Here is a 17969-nt window from a genome sequence, read left to right as displayed (position 1 = left end):
TTGATCGGGGAACTCCCGGCGGCGGCAAAGCCCGCCCGGTCCGGCAGCGCGCTACGAGCTCAGGCCGCGTCCCGGTCCTTCAGAATGCTCGACTCTCCACCGCTGATCGAAGGCGGCCGTCGCGGGCTCAGGAGATGACCGCCGTGTTGAAGATGGTCTGGACGAGCAGGGCGACCCCGAAGCCGAGCCCGAGCAGGAGCCAGTGCACCCGGCGGCGCCGCGTGAAGAGCAGCGGCACGTAGATCACTGCGATCCAGCCGACCAGGAGCCCGGCGTAGCGGACCCCGCCCAGGCGGGCGAAGTGCTCGCGCCTGTGCAGGAGCGTGTCGGGGATGTCCAGGAGGATGTAGAGCGCCATCAGCGGGACCACCCAGCGGACCACGCCGAAGTAGTGCGTGTCGAGGTCGATGTTCGTCCCCGGCTCCACGTCGGGCATGAACAGGCGCGCCATGAAGAGCAGCAGCGACGGCTTCACCAGCAGGAACGCGAAGAGCCAGAAGCCGAACGGCGCCTGGTGGCGCCACCCGTAGAGCAGCCACCACTCGTAGGCGTTGAACAGCACCAGGCTGAGCGCCCAGAACACGAACAGCCCGGACCAGCGCACGCGGCCCGAGCCGGGGCGCAGGTGGTGCTGCACCAGGTCCGCCAGGCCGCCCAGCACGCGCGTGAGCGCGAGCGCGGGGATCAGGGCGATGAAGGTGACCAGGTAGGAGAACGCGTCCATCATCCCCCGCACTGTGCGTGCGCCGCCATGAACCGCTCCACGCGGCGCGGGTCCACGGCCCCGTGCCACCGGCCGTCCACCTTGAACGCCGAGCCGACGATGAACCCGTCCGCGCCGGCGTAGTACTCCCGGAGGTTCTCCGGCGTGATCCCGGAGCCGAGGTAGAGCGGCAGCCGGCAGCGCGCGCGCACCTCGTCGATGTCCCGCAGGCTCGGGCGCTCGCCCGTCGCCGAGCCGGTGACGATCACGGCGTCGGCGCGCATGAACTCCGCCGCCCCGGCGGTCTCGCCGATGCCCACGTCGGCGGTGAGCGCGTGCGAGGCGTGCTTCTTCTTCACGTCCGCCCACACCTGCACCCGCTCGGCCCCGATGTGCCGGCGGAAGCGCAGCAGCGGTGCCGCCGACGACTCGATGATTCCCTCGTCGGCGACGTGCGCGTACGCGAACCCCTCCACCCGCACGAAGTCGAGCCCCGCGGCGTGCGCCACGGCCAGGGCCTCGCGGTTCGCGCCGGCCAGGATCTGGATCCCGCACGGGAGCCCGCTCGCCTCCTTCACCGCCCGCGCCAGCACCGTCATCGCCGCCGTGATCTCCGGGCCCACGCCGCCGCGCAGGTAGGGCACGTCGTGCATGTTCTCCAGCGCCACGCCGTGCACCCCCGCCTCGCGGTAGACGGCGCACTCCGCCACCGCCCGCGCCTCGAGCTCGCCGAGCGTCTCCCGGCTCGCCGGCGTTCCGGGGAGCGCGCCGACGTGGACCATCGCGATGACCGGCTTCGGTGAAGCGAACAAGGGACGGTTGCGGAAGAGGGTGGCGGCGGAGAATGCCCGCGTCCTGGCGAGCTGTCGCTCGAGGGACGGAAACTGGCCGCGGCACAATCTACAGTGCGAAGCGACCCGGGGGAGAGGATGGCGGAAAGCCGCCCGTGGCGCTCGACATGGGCAGCCGGCATTCGTCTTGATGGGTGCGGTGCGGCGGCGTAGTATCCCGCGAAGGGGCAGGTGGCGCAAGGAACGCAAGGGCTTTCGCTCCCTCGTGACTCCGGCGCCCGGACCCGCGCCACCGGGCCTGGTTCCGTCAGGACGCGACGCACGAACAGCCATGCGCTTCCGCTCAGCCGTTGCCGCGCTCCTCCTCGCCGGATGTACGGTGGGATCGACGAGCGATCCGGATCGGCCCACCGTCCTCGTCGGACGCGAGAGCGACGATCCCGGGGCGCACATGGCTCGGCTCAAGGCGGTCGTCCGGCAGGATGCCAGGACGAGCTACGGTGCGGAGTGCGGCACGATCTCCGTCCCCGACGATGCGTTCATCCCCATCGAAATCACCGGCGGAGGATTGGCCGAGGTGGCCGTCACCTTCGGACGCGTCCGCTGCGGTCTCGGGCCGACCCGGTTCAGCGGCACCGGAGGCGTCCTGGTGCAGTTCTGGATCGGGAGCGGCGGTCCCGTGCGGCTGCTCCTGGAGCAGCAGATGCACGGCTTCACCCCGGTGGATGAGGGTCTGGTCACGATGCAGCACGGCGGCTACTGTCCGGACGGCGCCGGACCGGACCAGTGCCGCGTCACCTACCGGTGGAACGACCGGGACCGCCGGCTCGAAGTGGTCGAGCGGCGGCTCGCCTCGAGCCCTGGCCGGGTCGAGGCCATGGCGTACGATTGGGAGACGCTGTCGCGTTGACCGGATCGGGAATCCCGCCCGCTGTTTGGTCGGGCGGCAACACGGCGCCCGATCCATCCGGGCGGACCCTGCGACCGTGGCGGCGACCCACGGGGTGGACGGAGTGACGCGATGCGACTGGACGTCTATTTGAACTATCGCGGCAACTGCGAGCAGGCGTTTCGCTTCTACGAGCGGCACCTCGGCGGCAGGATCACCGGGATCGCCCGGCATGGGGAGCAGCCCAATCCCTCGCTGCCGGCCGACTGGAAGGACAGGGTCCTTCACGCCCGGATCGAGATCGGCTCGACGGTGCTCATGGGTGCGGACGTTCCCCAAGCCGAGCCCATGCGCAGCGCCTATCTCACCCTCACTTTCGACGGTGAAGCGGACGCCGAGCGCACGTACGCCCTGCTCGCGGACGGGGGCGAGATCTTCATGAAGATGGAGAAGACGCCCTTCGCCAACCGCTTCGCCATGCTCCGCGACAGGTTCGGGACGTCCTGGATGCTCCTCCATCAACCTGCATCCACATGAGGGCCTCGATTGCGGCTCCTCGCGCGTCGCGGCGGGCGTCAGGCCGGTTGCCTGACTCGACAGGATCGTCCCCGCACCTTTCGCCCCCGACATGACGGATCTCGACGGCGTCGCCGTGATGCGGGCCGTTCTCGTCGGCGAAGACGCACCCGAGATCGTCGCGTGCGAGGCCCGGATCCGCGCGGCCCAGCTGGCCGCCGACCTGGCCGCGCTCGATCCTCTCATCGCCGAAGAGCTCCTCTTCACCGGCCCCGACGGCCAGCTCGCGACGAAGGCCGGCGACCTGGCTGCGCACGGATCCGGAGTGGTCCGCTTCCGGGAGCACGTGCCCGAGGAATTGCGCGTGCGCCGCATCGGTGCCGACGTGGCCGTTGCCGCGCTCCGTGCGCGGCTGGCCGTGGAAGTCGCCGGCACGCTGCTGCGCGGTACGTACCGGTACACGCGGGTGTGGGCGCGTGAAGACGGCGGCTCCTGGAAGGTGGTCGGCGGGCACATCAGCGAAGTGCCCGCCGGCCCGGATGCCGGCGGCGCGCTGGCGTGACCCGGCTGCGGGCGACGCAGGCCGGCGCAGGCTCAGGGCGGAGATCTTCCCAGACCTTCCCGGGCGTGATTCCTGGATGTCGATGTGCATCACGTCCAGGTGCGACACGGCATCCACCACCGCATTCACGATGGCGGACAGGGTGCCGGCGGCCGCGCGGGGCAGGGCACGTCGTGCACGTTCTCCAGCGCCACGCCTTGCCTCGCGGTGGATGGCGCACTCCGCAACGGCCCGCGCCTCGGGACACAATCCAGCAGCCTGGGTCTGATGTTTGTGTTGTTTGGCGCGGTGTAGCGCCGTATCATCGGAGAAGTCAGGTGGACGAGGTGTAGGTTGCATTCGTGTATCCGAGCGGGTGACGGGCTGCGCGTGGGAAGGTGAGCATCTGCGCACGCGCTGCGAGGCGCAACCTGCTACGTGTTGGGCGGCAGATCCGCGGCAAAATAGGAATCAGACATGCGAGCCTTTGCACAAAAGCAGAAGCAAGCTCAAAAGCCAGTATCCTCCAGCCTTGCCCGGCCTGGCACGGCAGCGTCCACAACCCATCATGCGGCACCTCCTCACCTGCTCCTGCAACTCGCGACGGGGATTCTGACGGTGCAAAGGACGCCGCGGACTCATGCTGAAGAGCTCGATGGATCGAGCGGTCCGACATCACCTCACTTTGAGCACGATCATAGCCAGACCCCCGTACATACTCCTGCAGCAGGAGCGATACAGACGAAGCTGGAGATCAACCAGCCGGGAGACGAATACGAGCAGGAGGCAGACCGTGTTGCCGATCAGGCGATGGCGACGCCGGCCGCTACCGCCGTCAGCGGCGCGCCACCACGTATCCAGCGCTTCTCCGGGCAACCGAACGGGCAGAGGGATGCGGCGCCCGCCAGCGTAGACCAGGCCCTTGCCAGTCCCGGCAGGCCGCTGGAGCCGGCATTGCGGCAAGACATGGAACAGCGCTTGGGCCACGACTTTTCGCGAGTGCGGCTGCATTCTGGGGGTCTCGCAGAGCAATCTGCTCAAGATCTGAACGCCCATGCCTACACCGTGGGATCCGACGTGGTTTTCGGTGCCGGCCGGTTCGCTCCGGAAACACACGAGGGTCGCCGGCTGATTGCCCATGAGCTGGCGCACGTGGTGCAGCAGACAGGTGCGGATGGGACTTACGCTAGTCCACGTGATGAAAAACGGGGTCCGTCCTCGATTCGGCTGTTCGGCCATTCGCCTGCTCGCCTTCGCCACACCTCGGAGACATCGATTCAACGGCAGGTGGATTTTGGCCTGGCAACAAGCCAGAACGTCGGCGGCTATGCAACGAAAGTGAAGGCATTCCAGAGTGACAGGGCAAATCGAAGTAAATCGTTCGAAGTCCTGGCTCGTTATGCTCTGGACGTATGTAACGACGAGCTTCGGGCGATGGACATCCCAGCCGTGAAACTGAGAGTGGAGCCCATCGACACGATCGCGAACTTCTGGCCGATCGCCTGGAGGATGCGCGTGAACACGACCGCGTATACCGGAAAAGCCGGGCCTCTGACCATCGGGCAGCTGACCAGACAGCAGTCGACGGAACTGGTGGAATCCATCTACCATGAAGCCCGCCACGCGGAGCAGTATTTCAAGATGGCCCGGCTCCTCGCCGGTCAGGGGAAATCGGAAAGGACGATACGCTGGGATGTGGGCATTCCTGAAGAGATCGCAAAAGAGGCGAAGGCGAAGCCGCTGGCCGCTCTCAATCCCGAAACCGCGAGTTTTGCCGAGCTTGTGAGCGAGACGATGGATAAGCGCAAAGGCGTAGATCCCAAGACTACTTCAAAGCAACAGCAAGATTTCCGGAAAAGGGTCACGGAACACAATCAGGAGGTGCAGCAGGTACAGGACTGGTATCGAGAGAGGCCATTGGAAGATCTGATTTATGATTACGACCGCAAGACCCACGACGCCCTCTCCACGATCCGGGAGGAAGCGAAGCAACGGAAGAAAGGAAGCTGGGACACAAGCAAACTCCAGCCTGCAATAGATGTCGTCAAGAAGAACCTGATACCGCGGTTGGATACGGAAATCGCACGCGTGTCCGCCCAAAAAGGCCGATCCCGGATGGTTACTCACCTGAAGGCGCTGAAAACGAACGCCACCGAAATGGTGGACCTCGTTCAACGGCAAACAACCAGTCGGACGCTGATCACCGAATTCGAATTGATCGATCTGGATGCCCGCAGCATCGCCGCAGAACTGGAGGTAGCCTATCGAGAACTGCTGACCGAAGCGGACGCTTATGCGCAACAGTGGAAAGTCACGGCGGCAATGAAGCGAAATTGACGGGGGTCACCAGGGGGGAAGGGAGCCCCATACCCGGTTCCTTTCGCGGCAGACCCCCGTTGCAATCCGACTCGCCGCCTCGCTCCACCCCGGTGGGCACGCCGACACTACTGCTCTCCGCCGACGCTCCACCGGTCTCGCCGCTTCCGCTACTCAACCACCCTTCTCGTGCAGGATCTTCCACACCTACTCGGAGGTGATCGGGACGTCGATGTGCGTCACGCCCGAGTGCGACAGGGCGTCCACCACCGCGTTGGCGATGGCCGGGAGGCGCGCACACGGTGGCCGACTCGCCCACCACGCCCCCATGGCTCCAGCGAAGTAGGTAGTGCTGAGTGCCGAGTGCCGAGTGCTGAGTTGCTGAATCGTGTATCATCTGCGCAGTTCAGCACTTAGCACTTAGCACTCAGGACTTGAAAGTCGACAGAACTTTCGAGCACTTACTTAGATCGTCTCCCGGCCGACGCGAGGGTGTGAAGGTGCCTTCCAGCGGGTGACGACACTCGCGGGGGTCCGGCCGCCCCCGATACATGGCCGATTCGCCGCCGTCACCTCGCGCGGTCCGTCTTCCACGCGACCCCCAGGCGCTCACCGAACTCGTAGTATACGAAATGGGTGACTTCGCCTTGCCGGTTGCGCCCGAAGCGGCCTTCGCCGTCGTAGCGGCCCGTCACGAGCGACGCCTCGCCGAGCGACGCGAGGACATGGCGCTGCCGGCCGGAAATGCTGACCAGGGAATCCCCTTCCCTGACGATCGAGACGACGAGGTCGGGACGCCGGTCGAAGCGGTACTCGCCGACGTACTCGTCGTACATGCCCAGCCGCACTTTCTCCGCGAACGTGCGCGAAGGGGTAGCCCGCACGAACTCGCTCCTCACCGACGGCGGCAGCCGATGTCGAATCCGCAGCCTGGCAGAATGCAGGCGCTTGGCGACCGTTCCCGGCTTCAGGCGCAGTACCCTGGCGATCTCCGGCTGGCTGTACCCTAGGAAGTAGAAGAGGACGGTGACCTGCCGCTCGCCGTCCGGGAGCGCGGCGACGGCGGATGCGACCAGGGCCTGGTAGTCGACCCGGCGGCTCTCGGCCTCGACGAACCGGGGCAGCTCCGCGGCCTCGGGCCGGCGCGCCCGGCGCCGCAGCTGCCGTGCGCATTGCGAGGCGACGATCGTCCTCAGCCAGGTCGGGAACGCGGATGGGTCGCGGAGCTGGCGCAGGCGAAGCCAGGCCGTCGCGAACGCTTCCTGCACGGCGTCCCTGGCATCGTCTCCGTCGCGGAGCAGCGTGAGGGCGAGGCCGAACACGAGGTGCTGCGACTGCTCGACGAGCCGCGTGAACGCAAGGTGCTGCTCCTGCAGGGGAACGGCCGGATCGCGGGCCGTTTCGACCAGTCGCGCCGTGTCCGCCACTACGCTCGCGCTCATGGTGGGGTATCCCGCCGCTGGCGAAGGAGGAAGGATTTGCGGCGGCCGATCGCGACGACGGTCGCCAGAAGGAGCGGAAGGATCTCGCTCGTTACCTGGCCGGGCTGACCCCACCAGACGTGCGTGCCCATCGCGCCGAGCATGACGGCGACGATGATCGCCGCGCCCGCGAAGGCCGTGCGCCGGGTCAGGAGCAATAATGCCGCGGCGGTCTCGGCGACGCCAATGCAGAGCCGGAACCACACCGGGAACTGCCATGCGCGAAAGGCCCGCGCCCACCCGCTGTCATCGGAGAACTTGGCGATCCCCTGCCTGGCGAACACCCACGCGAGGAACAGGGCGAATACCCACAGGATCACGTCGAGCGCGATTCGGCAGCGGTTTCCCACGTGGCCTCCTTGAAGGTAGCTCCGGTCCAGCGTGTGCCCTGGAGGCGGCGCCGGCGCTCCGCGGCCGCATACCCTGCGCGGTTCGTGAGCACGGCACCGACCTTCAAGTAAGAGCCACCGGGTGCCCAAAACCTTACCCGCAAGCTGCTCGGCACCGGCATTGCCGGCGCAGCCAGATAGACGAAGCCGCCCGCGGTGGTCCACCGCGGGCGGCTTCGTATCCGGGGCAACGCCATGGAGGGCGTCTGATCCCCCTCTCGCTACTCCGCCACGCCTCTTTCGCGCAGGATCTTCCACACCTTCTCGGGGGGTGATGGGGATGTCGATGTGCATCACGCCCAGGTGCGAGAGGGCGTCCACCACCGCGTTGGCGATGTCGGGCGGGACGCCGACGGTGGCCGACTCGCCCGCGCCCTTGGCGCCCAGCGGGCGGTGCGGCGAGTTGTCCAGTTTCCAGCGCGGCGTCTCCATCGCCGTCGGCAGCAGGTAGTCCATGAAGCTGCCGCCCGGATGTTGCCCTCCTCGTCGTACGTGATCTCCTCGAAAAGCGACAGCGCCAGCCCAGGTCAACCCGCCGTGGATCTGCCCCGCCACGATCATCGGGTTGATGACGTCACCGACTTCGTCGCGAGGTGGGTCGGGAACTCGGAAACGTGGGCAGCGCCGAACTCGGCCAGGTGCCGCTTTCCTTGATGGATTACGTAGCGGCGCACCCAGTGGACGTAAGCCTCTCGATACGGCGGCTATGAGTGGCGGCGGACGCGGATCTCCTGGCGGACGCGGTCCGGCAGCCCGGGTTCTGACATTCGTCTTGATCGGTGCGGTGTAGCGCCCCATTATCCTGCGGAGAGGGCAGGTGGAGGCTGCGTAAGCTACGTCCGTTTGCCCGGGACCTGACGTCACCCGTCGCGTCGTATCCAGCCGCCTCGAACAGGAAATTCGAATGGAGCCACAAGAGAACAAGCAGCTTGCGCTACAAAAGGCGATCAGCTCTCACGAACAGGCCGCAGCAGGACTCACTGATTTGATGAGCGGCCTGTCCGAGGACAAGTATGCGGCGATGCTTTCCCGGATCAAGCAGAACATCGCAGACTTGCAAGCGGAAGCGGCGAGCTCACAGCCAGAGGATCACGTGTAACGATCTTGGGTTGCGGCTGAGCTCGTACGCCGTTCGGCGGCACCACGCTTCCCAGGGCCGGGCGACGTGAAGCATGACGGCCCCTTTCGCGGCAGACCCCCCGTTGCAGTCCGAAGCGCCGCCCCGCTCCGCCCCGGTGGGGCACGCCAACGCTACCTGCTCTCGCCGACGCCCCACCGGTCTTGCCGCCTTCGCTACTCCGCCACTCCCCTCTTGTGCAGGATTTTCCACACCTTCTCGGGTGTGATGGGGATGTCGATGTGCGTCACGCCTCCTGTACCCCGTCGGACCCTCGAGACAGGTCGCCCGCGGCCTGGTGGTCCTGGGAAGTCGAACGCTCACTTGCGCGATGTGTCTACTTCGGCGGCACGGCAAGGGTCGCGCAGACCGCCCGGAGCACGTCGCCCGCGGGGCCGGAAGGGGTCTCCCATTCACCGGGATCCCGGCTCCCCTGGATGCGCCGCTCCCCGGAGTACATCTCGAACGTGAGGGAGCGCTCGCGCATCTGCTCACAATCGTACTCCTTGAGCCCCTGCAGGCGATCGAACCGCTGGCCGGCGGGATTGCTCGTCGGAGACGCGAGGCTCATGCGGTAGAGCACCCGGTATCGCGACGGCCCGAGGGGGACCACGCCGCCGACGTCGATCGAATGTGCCGCTCCACCCACGTGGTGCACTTCCTGCCACCGCGCCGGCGTCTCCGGAGCCGCGGCGCGCGAGGCGCAGGCGCCGAGAAGGAACGGCACCACGAGCATCGCATGGAGCACTGGTAAGGGATACGTTCGCACGAGTCGCTGATCACCTGGATCTGGTGGATGCGGCCTGACATCGTTTGGAGGCTGCGCACTGCTGCCGCGGCGGTATGCCGCGGCAGCGTCCTGCCCGCACCATGCCCGTCAGCGGCTGATCAGCCAGACCAGGGCGAGGACGAGGAGGACGACGACGGCCCAGACCACGGGCCGCCTCGCGGCCCGTCCCGCGGCGCGCCCCAGCGCCGCGCCGCCGAGCGAGAGGGCGTCGATCGGCTCCGCCGCGTGTGGCGCGGGGGCCGGTGTGGCGGCGGGCGGGATCGTGGCCGCGGGACGTGGGGCGGGCGCGGCGTCGACCGACGCGGGACCCGCGGCGGCAGCGGGGGCCGGCGGAGCGGCGACGCTCTCCGCGACGGCATCGGCCGCGACCGCGACCGCTTCCGGGGGAGTCGGGGTGGCGGGGGCGGCCTCCAGCTCCGCGCGGGCGCAGTCGACGAACCTCTGGAAGAGCTGGTCGCTGACGTCCTGAATCATCCCGCGGCCGAACTGCGCCAGCAGCCCCACCACCTGCACGTCCGAGGTGACGTGGACCTCGGTCTCGCCCGGCGCGCGCTCCACCATGCGGCTGGTCATGCGCATCTGGGCGCCGCCCCTGCCGCGGGTCTCCTGGCCCGACGCCACGATCTCGGCCGTCCGCGCCTCGGCGTCCAGGCGCTCGAAGCGCATCGTCCCGCGGTAGCTGGCCTGCACGGGGCCCACCTTGATGCTGATGGTGCCGGCGTGCGTCCGCTCGTCCACCGCCTCGCCGAGGGCGGCGCCGGGGAGGCAGCGGACCACGCGTGCGGGCGTGGTGAGGAACTCCCACGCGGCGGCGGCCGGCGCGTTCACCACGAAGCTCTTCGAGATCTCCATCGGGTGACCGGGTGCAGGGGGACGGGTCAAGGTTGGGACGGTCCGCTCCAGCGACGAGAGCGTCGTCGCCATGGCGCAGACCGTGGAGATGGACGCCTCACACGTAGGCGTTCAATACCCTGCTGTCAATGCCCACACCCCTTGTACTGCTGCGGATGGAGCCTAGGGAGTCCTTGATTGCTGGAATTACTCAGCGCAAGCCGTAGCGGCGGAAAGAAAGCGGACTCGCGCTTCACGGCCGGTTCTCCAACCCGATTTGCATTGGATCGTGCTGGAGTTGCAACTCTTCCAGGGCGTAGCCGATTGTGCGATAGGTGCGCAGTCGTTTCTCGAACATACGCCTCAGCAACGGTACTTCGCGGTCGACGTAATCGTAGACGCGGACTTCCGCTTTTCCGGGATGGAATCGGTGCAGGCGCCCCGTGTACTGCACGAGCGTCCCTTTCCAGGAGACTGGCATCGCGAGGAACAGCGTATCGAGCCGCGTGTCGTCGAAGCCCTCGCCGATGTACCGGCCAGTTGCCACGACGAGGCGCCTCTCAGCGTCCGGAATGTCGGCGAGCTTCGCGCTGAAGTCACGGCGTTCCTTCGCGGTCATCTTCCCTTGAAGGACGATCAGGTTCGGGACTAGGCCCCGCAGCCGCTCGGCGAAGTACTCCAGGTGGTCCCGTCTTTCGGTCAGCACGATTGGTGAGCGCCCTTCCTCCAGGGCAGCAACCACGTCGTCGAGAATGAGACTGTTGCGTGCCTCGTTCTCCGCCAGCGCCTGGTAGATCTGCTGGATGCCCATTCCGGCCGCGGCGCTATCCAGCCGGAAAGCCGTATCGCGCATTACGACGCGGTGGTCGAAAGGCCGCCGCGCAGCGTGATGCTTCGAGTCCACGGAAAACCTTACGGGCCCGAGCTGCATCTCCAGGATGGGATGATGTCCATCCCGGCGGTGGGGTGTGGCCGTCAATCCCACGACGTATCGGGCCTTGATCTCGGAGAGCACCCGCTCGAACGACACGGCGGGCACGTGGTGGCACTCGTCGACGATCACATGGCCGTATGTTGCCGCGATGTCATCCACGCTTCCCCTGTGGACCAGGCTCTGGATCATCGCGACGTCCAGGCGGCCGTTCGGCTCACGCCTGCCGCCGCCGATCCGTCCCACGTCCTTTTCGTCGAGGTCGAGGAACGTCGAGAGCTGCGCGATCCACTGGTCGAGGAGCGGCCGGCGGTGCACGAGCACGAGGGTGCTCCGCCCACGTTCGGCGATGAGGTACGTGCCGAGGACGGTCTTGCCGATCCCAGGCGGCGCGACGAACACGCCGATGTCGTGACGCAGAAGCTCGCGCGCGGCCTGATCCTGAACCGGAGTGAGCTCCCCGTGGAAGCGGAATGAAGCCGCATCGCCGACGAGGCGCTGGTCGTCGACGACGAGTTCAACGCCATGTTGTTCCAGAAGCGCTTCGAGGTCGCTACGACATCCCCGTGGGAGAGCAATGTGCTGCGGGAATTCCTCGGCGCAGGCGATCACGCGAGGCGTGAGCGCCGTGGAGAGGCGCAGCTGCTGCTTCTTGTAGAACTCCGGGTTCTGAAATGCCGCGAGCCGCTTGATCTGGTTGAGCAGTGGCGAGGGGAGCCCTGTCTTGTCGATGAACAACCGCTGCGCGAGCACCGCACGCACTTCCTTCGGCAGCGGGCCTGGGATCGGGGTGCGAGGGAAGCGTCCCGACGGCGAGCGCGCCCACGGCGCTGCGGAATCGTCGTCCGCGGGCTCGGCGAGACGCACGCCGACGACTTGGCCGCGGCGGGTCGCTTCCCGGGCAATCGCCTCGACCGTGTCCGTTTCGATCCGGGGTGTCGATGCGAGAAACGCCCACTGGTCGGGATACGGCTCGAACGCGTCGTCCAGGAAGACGGTGTTGCCTTCCTTGCGCGGCTCGTACTGGAGGGGCAGCGCGATGAGATTTCCGAAACCGCCGCGCGGCAGGGTGTCCTGGTTGGGAAAGAGGCGGTCGTAGGACTCCATGCCGAGCTGGTGGCGCCTCGCCATCGTCTCGGTAATCAGATAGGAGCCCATCGTTCGGGCGACGCTCGCCGGGACCGTCGCCGTGAAGAAGAACCAGGCGTGTGCGCCGTTCCCCGAGCGCGAGCGTTCGATCGCGACCGGCACGCCGGCCGAGCGACAGGTCTCCACGAATGCGGCGGTGTCGTCTTTCCACCCCGTCTTGTCGAAGTCCACCGCCAGAAACCAGCAGGTCTCGTCCTGAAGGAGCGGGTAGACTCCCATCACGTGGCGCCCCTGCAGGTGGTCCAGGACGGCTCGGGCACCGACAGGGACAAAAGCCTGGTTCGGGCACTCACCGCACTTGATCCGAGGTAAGCCGCAGATTCCGGGCACGAACTTGTTGTTGCAGGCGAGCGCGTAGCCTGCCTTACCTGTTTTCCTGCTGACGAATCGCGTGGGAAAGACGTCTTCGCGTCCGCGGAAGAGCGAGCGGAAGAGCTTCACTTTCTCGGCGGGGGTGGTGGGGATCACTGCTCCAGCGAGAAGCGGAAGCCCAGGAGCCGCGGCCGGGTCAGCGGAGGTGGTAAGCTGCTGCCGCAGTGCCACCAGGCGCGCACGCGCCGCCGCCCGTTGATCGTCGAGTTGTACAAGCTGAGCTTCTTCAGCGGCGATTTGCGCAAGCAACTGGTCTCGCGTGGAAGTCAACGCTGCTCCTCTGGGGGCTTCCTATATCGGTTGGCGGGTAATCCGACACAGATGGCGGGTGGTCATCCGCTACTCAATCTGTGCACTCTGTGCATTTTATCAACCCCGGTGTCGACCAGTCACCTTTGAGATGCACGTTGCTGAACGCGGTAAAGCAATCCTTGACGAATACGATTAGTTGCTCCAAATTTTGGAACAACTGCCAGGAGAGAGTGCCGCCATGCACCGAAAATCAGTGAAGGAGGCGGAGCCCGGAGGCCTGGGCGAGGTGCTGGCGTCGCCCGCCTTCGCCCGGCTGGTGCTGCACTTCGCGCTGCACGGGGAGGAGCCGGAGCACGTGCGTGCACTTCAGCGCCACTGCGGTCTCTCGATGAGCTCCCTGCATCGCGAGCTGCAGCGGCTGGAGCGGCGCGGGCTCGTGGAGCGCGTCGCGGAGGGGCCGCGCGTGCTGTACCGCGCCGCCCAGGCACACCCGGGATGGAAGGCGCTGAGGCAGCTCATCCGCGACTTCGCGGACCCGGCCGAGGTCGTGGAGGAAGCCATCGCGGGGGTGGAGGGGATCGAGGCCGCGTTCGTGTTCGGCTCCTTCGCGCGGGGAGACGCCCGCGAGGACAGCGATGTCGACGTGATGGTGGTCGGCGACCGGGTCGCCGAGGCGCGCCTCGGCCGCGGGGCGGCCGAGGCGTCGGTGCTGCTCGGCCGACCGGTGGAGGTCCGCACCTACACGCGCGAGAAGCTGGAGCGGCAGCTCGGGGCGGGGAACGCGGTCCTCCGGCGCATCCTCGCCGGGCCGAAGCGGTGGGTCGTGGGTGACGAGGACCGGCTGGGGACGGTGGCCGCGTGAACCAGCAGCGGATCGACCGCTTGCTCGAAGCACGGAGCCTCGAAGCGGTGGCGGCCGACGACGCCGAAGTGGCGACGATCTGGGCGGCCGCGCTTCGCGAGTGGTCCGATGCCTCGGTGCCGGGGCTGAGCGTCGCGGGTGCGTTCATCCACGTCTACCAGGCGGCGTTCCGAGCGGCCACGGCAGTGCTCCGCGGCGCGGGCTACCGGCCGCGCGGGGCGGTGGGCGGGCACCATCACGTGACGTTCTTCGCTCTCGGCGCGCTCGGTGACGAGGAGCTCGAGCGGGCCGCCGATGCCATGCAGGGCCTTCGCGGGGGGCGGCACATCGCGATGTATGGAGACGAGGAAGAGCTGGAGCCGGAAGATCTGGAGAACGCGCGAAGGCAGGTTGCGCGGCTCCTGCAACAGGTTCATCGCTGGCTGAAAACCTCGCGACCCGCCCTGGCCGACCGGCTCGCCGCGCCCTCGACACCTCACGATTCACAGTGCTGACTGCAACACCGTCTGGGTGGATTCCGGATGGCGTCTTGCGAGGTGTTTACGAGAATCCCATTGTGCAGGCGATGCGAAGCATGATGTCGCCCGGGCGCAGATCCGCTCGTCCCGCAGGGAGCGTACGTCGCATGCGGACGCCGTCACGATGGACGGCGGCCGCGGGCGTGCTTGCGGCCGTCGCTCTCGTCTCGTGCGGCAGCGCGGCCCGCCAGTCTGCACCGGCGGACGTCCAGCCCGCTGCTCAGGGCGCGGCGAGCCCCCCGCCCGCCGCCGCGGAGAGAGCCGACACCGTGCCCGTGCCCCGGCCCGGGGCGAACGAGGCGGACGTGCGGTTCATGACGGGGATGATCGCCCACCACGCGCAGGCGCTGGAGATGACGCGCCTGGTCCCCGAGCGCAGCGGCCGCCAGGACGTGCGGCTCCTCGCCGAGCGGATCACGGCCTCGCAGCAGACCGAGATCGACCGCATGCGGCAATGGCTGCGGGATCACGGACAGCCGGTTCCCGATGCGCGGCACGCGCACCACGAGGCCGGCGGCGGGCACGCGCAGATGCCCGGGATGCTCACCCCGGAGGAGCTGGCCCGGCTGTCGGCCGCCACGGGGGCGGAGTTCGACCGGCTCTTCCTGGAGCTCATGATCCGCCACCACGAGGGCGCGCTGACCATGGTGGCGGAGCTCCTCTCCCGCTCCGGCGCCGCGCAGGACTCCGACGTCTTCCAGATCGCGTCCGACGTCGACGCCGACCAGCGGGCCGAGATCGCGCGCATGCGCAGGATGCTGGGCGGACCGCCGCCCGCTCCCCGCCGGCGCTGACGGGCTTTCGCGAGAGATACAGCCGGAACCGTCTCACCCCTCACACGGAACGCGTATGAGATCCAAGACGACCGCCCTGGCCTGGCCCGCGCTGCTCGCGGCCGGGCTCCTTTCCGCCGCGGGCCCGGCGGGCGCGCAGCAGCCCCAGGACCCGCGGGTGGGGCTGCGCGGCGGCTGGGGCGACGCCGCGACGGCCGCCCGCGGCATGGAGCTGGTGGCGCACCGCGACCGCCCGGCCGGCTTCTTCAACGCGGCCAACATGGGCGACTTCAGCTTCGCCAACGCCGACCTCGCCTTCCGCGGCAACCTCCTCTTCCTGGGCGGCTACAACGGCTTCCAGGTGTGGGACATCTCCAACCCGGCCAATCCCACCCTGCGCAAGACGCACGTGTGCCCCGGCGGCCAGGGCGACGTCTCCGTCTACCGCAACCTGCTCTTCGTGTCGGTGGAGGAGCGGCGCGGCCGCGCCGACTGCGCTTCGTCCGGGGTGGCGGACTCGATCAGCGCCGACCGGTTCCTGGGGGTCCGCATCTTCGACATCGGCGACCTGGACCGGCCGCGGCAGGTGGCCGCCGTGCAGACCTGCCGGGGCTCGCACACGCACACGCTGGTGACCGACCCGCGCGACCGGGAGAACGTCTACATCTACGTGCAGGGCACCAGCCCGGTGCGGCCGGCGCAGGAGCTCTCGGGGTGCTCGGGGCGCGCGCCGCAGGAGGACCCCAACACCTCGTACTTCCGCATCGAGGTGATCAAGGTGCCGCTGGCCGCGCCGCAGCAGGCCCGGGTGGTGAACACGCCGCGCATCTTCGCCGACCCGCAGACCGGCAACGTCGCCGGGCTCTGGCAGGGCGGCGCCCAGCGCCCGGGGACGCAGGAGACGGCGCAGACCAACCAGTGCCACGACATCACCGTGTACCCGGAGCTGGGCCTGGGCGCCGGGGCGTGCGCGGGGAACGGGATCCTGCTGGACATCAGCGACCCGGCCAACCCCCGGCGGGTCGAGGAGGTGTTCGACCCCAACTTCGCCTACTGGCACTCGGCGACGTTCAACAACGACGGCAGCAAGGTGATCTACACCGACGAGTGGGGCGGCGGCGTGTCTCCCCGCTGCCAGGCCGGCGACCGGCGCGAGTGGGGGGCGGACGCCATCTTCACGCTCACGGGACGCGAGCTGAGCTTCGCCGGCTACTACAAGATGCCCGCGGCGCAGACCGCGCTGGAGAACTGCGTGGCGCACAACGGCTCGCTCGTTCCCGTGCCGGGGCGCGACATCATGGTGCAGGCGTGGTACCAGGGCGGCGTCTCGGTCTTCGACTTCACCGACCCCGCGCACCCGGTGGAGATCGCCTTCTTCGACCGCGGCCCGATGACCACCGACCGGCCGGCGATCGGCGGGTTCTGGTCGGCGTACTGGTACAACGGCTACATCTACGCCTCGGAGATCGGCCGCGGGCTCGACGTGTTCCGGCTCCAGCCCGGCGAGCACCTGTCGCAGAACGAGCTCGAGGCGGCGAAGCTGGTGCGGATGGAGTCCTTCAACCCGCAGCACCAGACGAAGCTCTCCTGGCCCGCCAGCTTCGTGGTGGCGCGCGCCTACCTGGACCAGCTCACGCGCGGCCGCGGCCTCTCCGGCACCCGGGTCACCCGCGTGGCGCGCGACCTGGACCAGGCCGAGCGGCTTCGCGGAGTCGCTCGGCGCAACGCGCTCACGCGGCTGGCCACCCAGCTCGAGAGCGACGCGGCGGGCTCCGCCGACGCGGCCCGCGTGCGGGCGCTGGCCGGCGTCGTCCGCGACCTGGCCGGCGCGGGGCGCTGAGGGTCGCGCGCGGACGCAGGACTCGGATCGAAACGCACCGCGGGCGACGATGCTCGCGGTGCGTTTCGTTTGGCCCCATCGCCTGTCTCGGCGTTCGGAAACAGCAGGCCTCACGCAGAGTCAGCAGAGAAACCCCTCCTTCTGACCTCCGCTGGTTCTGCAAAAGCGTCTCGCCGAATCCGGGGATGAGGCAGGGGAAGCCCCGCGCCGTACCCGGCGGTCGGTCCGGCGGAAGTACGCGAAGTATACGGCCTGTCCCGCGGAATTTCGCGCCGGACCCTGTCCACCCCGGTCACCTTGGGCCTGATTTTCCGTTCATTTTCGCGCTTGTTGCGTGGACGGCGCAAAACCTCCTTGCGCTCCTCGCCAGGCCGAGGTAAAGTGGCGAGTGTAAAGCGAATTCAAGTACGCAGAGTATACGGCGCACGCCGCCCGGGAGGCCCGCTTGAGCGAGCCTTCCGGGTCGATCGTGTCTCTCGACGTGCTGCGCCGGGTATTCCGGCTGGCGATCGATCGCACATCCCTGCGGCAGGTGGCCCGCGAAGTAGGGATATCTCCCCGGGGGCTCGCCCTCTTCCTCAAAGGCTCGCAGCCGCACAGGGCCACGCTTGTCAAGTTCCGTAACTGGTACGCGCGCTACGCACCGGTGGTGGTCGGCGTTTCCGCGGACGTGGCGGCCGTCTCGCTCGCGAACCTCCTGGAGGGCCTGGACGGGACGGACCGCGAATACGGTGTGCTCGTGATCACCGGCGTCGTGGAGACCCTGCATCGAAGACGGGAGAACGATCCGCCGGATTGGATCGACGGCGTGCGGCGCCGCCCCGTGTGATCTTTCCGGCTTCCTGGCCTTTGCACGAGACACTCCGGACCTCTCGCGGTCCGGAGCGTCTTTGTTTCTGCCGGCGGAG

At 68.0% G+C, this 17969-nt stretch carries 18 protein-coding genes; 10 read left to right on the top strand and 8 right to left on the bottom strand.

Translation table 11 applies throughout. The features are described 5' to 3' along the window. Positions 1–127 precede the first annotated feature (127 nt). Both VF746_18410 and VF746_18405 read right to left on the bottom strand, forming a co-directional pair. On the bottom strand, positions 128–727 hold the full coding sequence (locus tag VF746_18410; GenBank protein HEX8694401.1) for a hypothetical protein: 600 nt from the start codon (positions 725–727) through the stop codon (positions 128–130). Continuing rightward, complete coding sequence (locus tag VF746_18405) at positions 724–1827, bottom strand: BtpA/SgcQ family protein (protein ID HEX8694400.1); 1104 nt, start codon at positions 1825–1827, stop codon at positions 724–726. The genes VF746_18410 and VF746_18405 overlap by 4 nt, the downstream gene beginning before the upstream one ends. Between VF746_18405 and VF746_18400 the strand changes: the two genes are divergently transcribed. The 4 genes from VF746_18400 to VF746_18385 all read left to right on the top strand — a co-directional run bounded on the left by VF746_18400 (position 1826) and on the right by VF746_18385 (position 5777). Then, positions 1826–2404 carry a hypothetical protein gene (locus VF746_18400; protein HEX8694399.1) on the top strand — a complete coding sequence of 193 codons (579 nt, stop codon included), beginning with the start codon at positions 1826–1828 and terminating at the stop codon, positions 2402–2404. The genes VF746_18405 and VF746_18400 overlap by 2 nt on opposite strands. A 111-nt stretch (positions 2405–2515) precedes the next feature. Beyond that, positions 2516–2920, top strand: a complete 405-nt coding sequence (locus VF746_18395; GenBank protein ID HEX8694398.1) for a VOC family protein — start codon at positions 2516–2518, stop codon at positions 2918–2920. Positions 2921–3011: 91 nt separating this feature from the next. Further along, positions 3012–3461, top strand: coding sequence for a nuclear transport factor 2 family protein (locus tag VF746_18390; GenBank protein HEX8694397.1), 450 nt, complete (start codon positions 3012–3014; stop codon positions 3459–3461). Positions 3462–3917: 456 nt separating this feature from the next. Continuing rightward, positions 3918–5777: a DUF4157 domain-containing protein gene (locus VF746_18385; protein HEX8694396.1), complete on the top strand. Its 1860-nt coding sequence runs from the start codon at positions 3918–3920 to the stop codon at positions 5775–5777. A gap of 548 nt (positions 5778–6325) precedes the next feature. Here VF746_18385 and VF746_18380 read toward each other — a convergent pair. Both VF746_18380 and VF746_18375 read right to left on the bottom strand, forming a co-directional pair. Next, positions 6326–7198, bottom strand: a complete 873-nt coding sequence (locus VF746_18380) for a sigma-70 family RNA polymerase sigma factor (GenBank protein HEX8694395.1) — start codon at positions 7196–7198, stop codon at positions 6326–6328. After that, positions 7195–8424, bottom strand: coding sequence for a DoxX family protein (locus tag VF746_18375; GenBank protein ID HEX8694394.1), 1230 nt, complete (start codon positions 8422–8424; stop codon positions 7195–7197). The genes VF746_18380 and VF746_18375 overlap by 4 nt, the downstream gene beginning before the upstream one ends. 106 nt (positions 8425–8530) lie before the next feature. Here VF746_18375 and VF746_18370 point away from each other — a divergent pair, with 106 nt between their 5' ends. After that, a complete protein-coding gene (locus VF746_18370; protein HEX8694393.1) occupies positions 8531–8725 on the top strand; it encodes a hypothetical protein in 195 nt (64 codons plus the stop codon). 355 nt (positions 8726–9080) lie between these two features. Here VF746_18370 and VF746_18365 read toward each other — a convergent pair whose 3' ends face one another. From VF746_18365 to VF746_18350, 4 genes are all read right to left on the bottom strand, one after another. Then, entirely contained in the window at positions 9081–9479 is a 399-nt protein-coding gene (locus VF746_18365; GenBank protein ID HEX8694392.1) for a surface-adhesin E family protein, read from the bottom strand. 141 nt (positions 9480–9620) lie between these two features. Continuing rightward, complete coding sequence (locus tag VF746_18360) at positions 9621–10385, bottom strand: SRPBCC family protein (GenBank protein HEX8694391.1); 765 nt, start codon at positions 10383–10385, stop codon at positions 9621–9623. A gap of 232 nt (positions 10386–10617) precedes the next feature. Then, the gene (locus tag VF746_18355) at positions 10618–12912 is read right to left on the bottom strand and encodes a DEAD/DEAH box helicase family protein (GenBank protein ID HEX8694390.1); all 2295 of its coding nucleotides are present in this window, start codon (positions 12910–12912) and stop codon (positions 10618–10620) included. Continuing rightward, positions 12909–13061 (bottom strand): hypothetical protein, encoded by a 153-nt coding sequence (locus VF746_18350; GenBank protein ID HEX8694389.1) that lies wholly within the window; start codon positions 13059–13061, stop codon positions 12909–12911. Before VF746_18350 ends, VF746_18355 begins: the two co-directional genes overlap by 4 nt. Before the next feature lie 245 nt (positions 13062–13306). On the opposite strand from VF746_18350, the gene VF746_18345 reads away from it, so the two are divergent. From VF746_18345 to VF746_18325, 5 genes are all read left to right on the top strand, one after another. Then, complete coding sequence (locus tag VF746_18345) at positions 13307–13930, top strand: nucleotidyltransferase domain-containing protein (protein ID HEX8694388.1); 624 nt, start codon at positions 13307–13309, stop codon at positions 13928–13930. Continuing rightward, a complete protein-coding gene (locus tag VF746_18340) occupies positions 13927–14424 on the top strand; it encodes a HEPN domain-containing protein (GenBank protein HEX8694387.1) in 498 nt (165 codons plus the stop codon). Before VF746_18345 ends, VF746_18340 begins: the two co-directional genes overlap by 4 nt. Before the next feature lie 293 nt (positions 14425–14717). Continuing rightward, positions 14718–15242: a DUF305 domain-containing protein gene (locus VF746_18335; GenBank protein HEX8694386.1), complete on the top strand. Its 525-nt coding sequence runs from the start codon at positions 14718–14720 to the stop codon at positions 15240–15242. 55 nt (positions 15243–15297) lie between these two features. Further along, complete coding sequence (locus VF746_18330) at positions 15298–17061, top strand: hypothetical protein (GenBank protein ID HEX8694385.1); 1764 nt, start codon at positions 15298–15300, stop codon at positions 17059–17061. A gap of 445 nt (positions 17062–17506) precedes the next feature. After that, positions 17507–17890 carry a hypothetical protein gene (locus VF746_18325; protein ID HEX8694384.1) on the top strand — a complete coding sequence of 128 codons (384 nt, stop codon included), beginning with the start codon at positions 17507–17509 and terminating at the stop codon, positions 17888–17890. Positions 17891–17969 lie beyond the last annotated feature (79 nt).

Origin of the sequence: Longimicrobium sp. (genome assembly GCA_036389795.1) — a bacterium.
In the GTDB taxonomy this organism is placed as follows: domain Bacteria; phylum Gemmatimonadota; class Gemmatimonadetes; order Longimicrobiales; family Longimicrobiaceae; genus Longimicrobium.
Note: the sequence above shows the minus strand (reverse complement) of the source record. Positions and strands in the feature narration are given on the sequence as shown.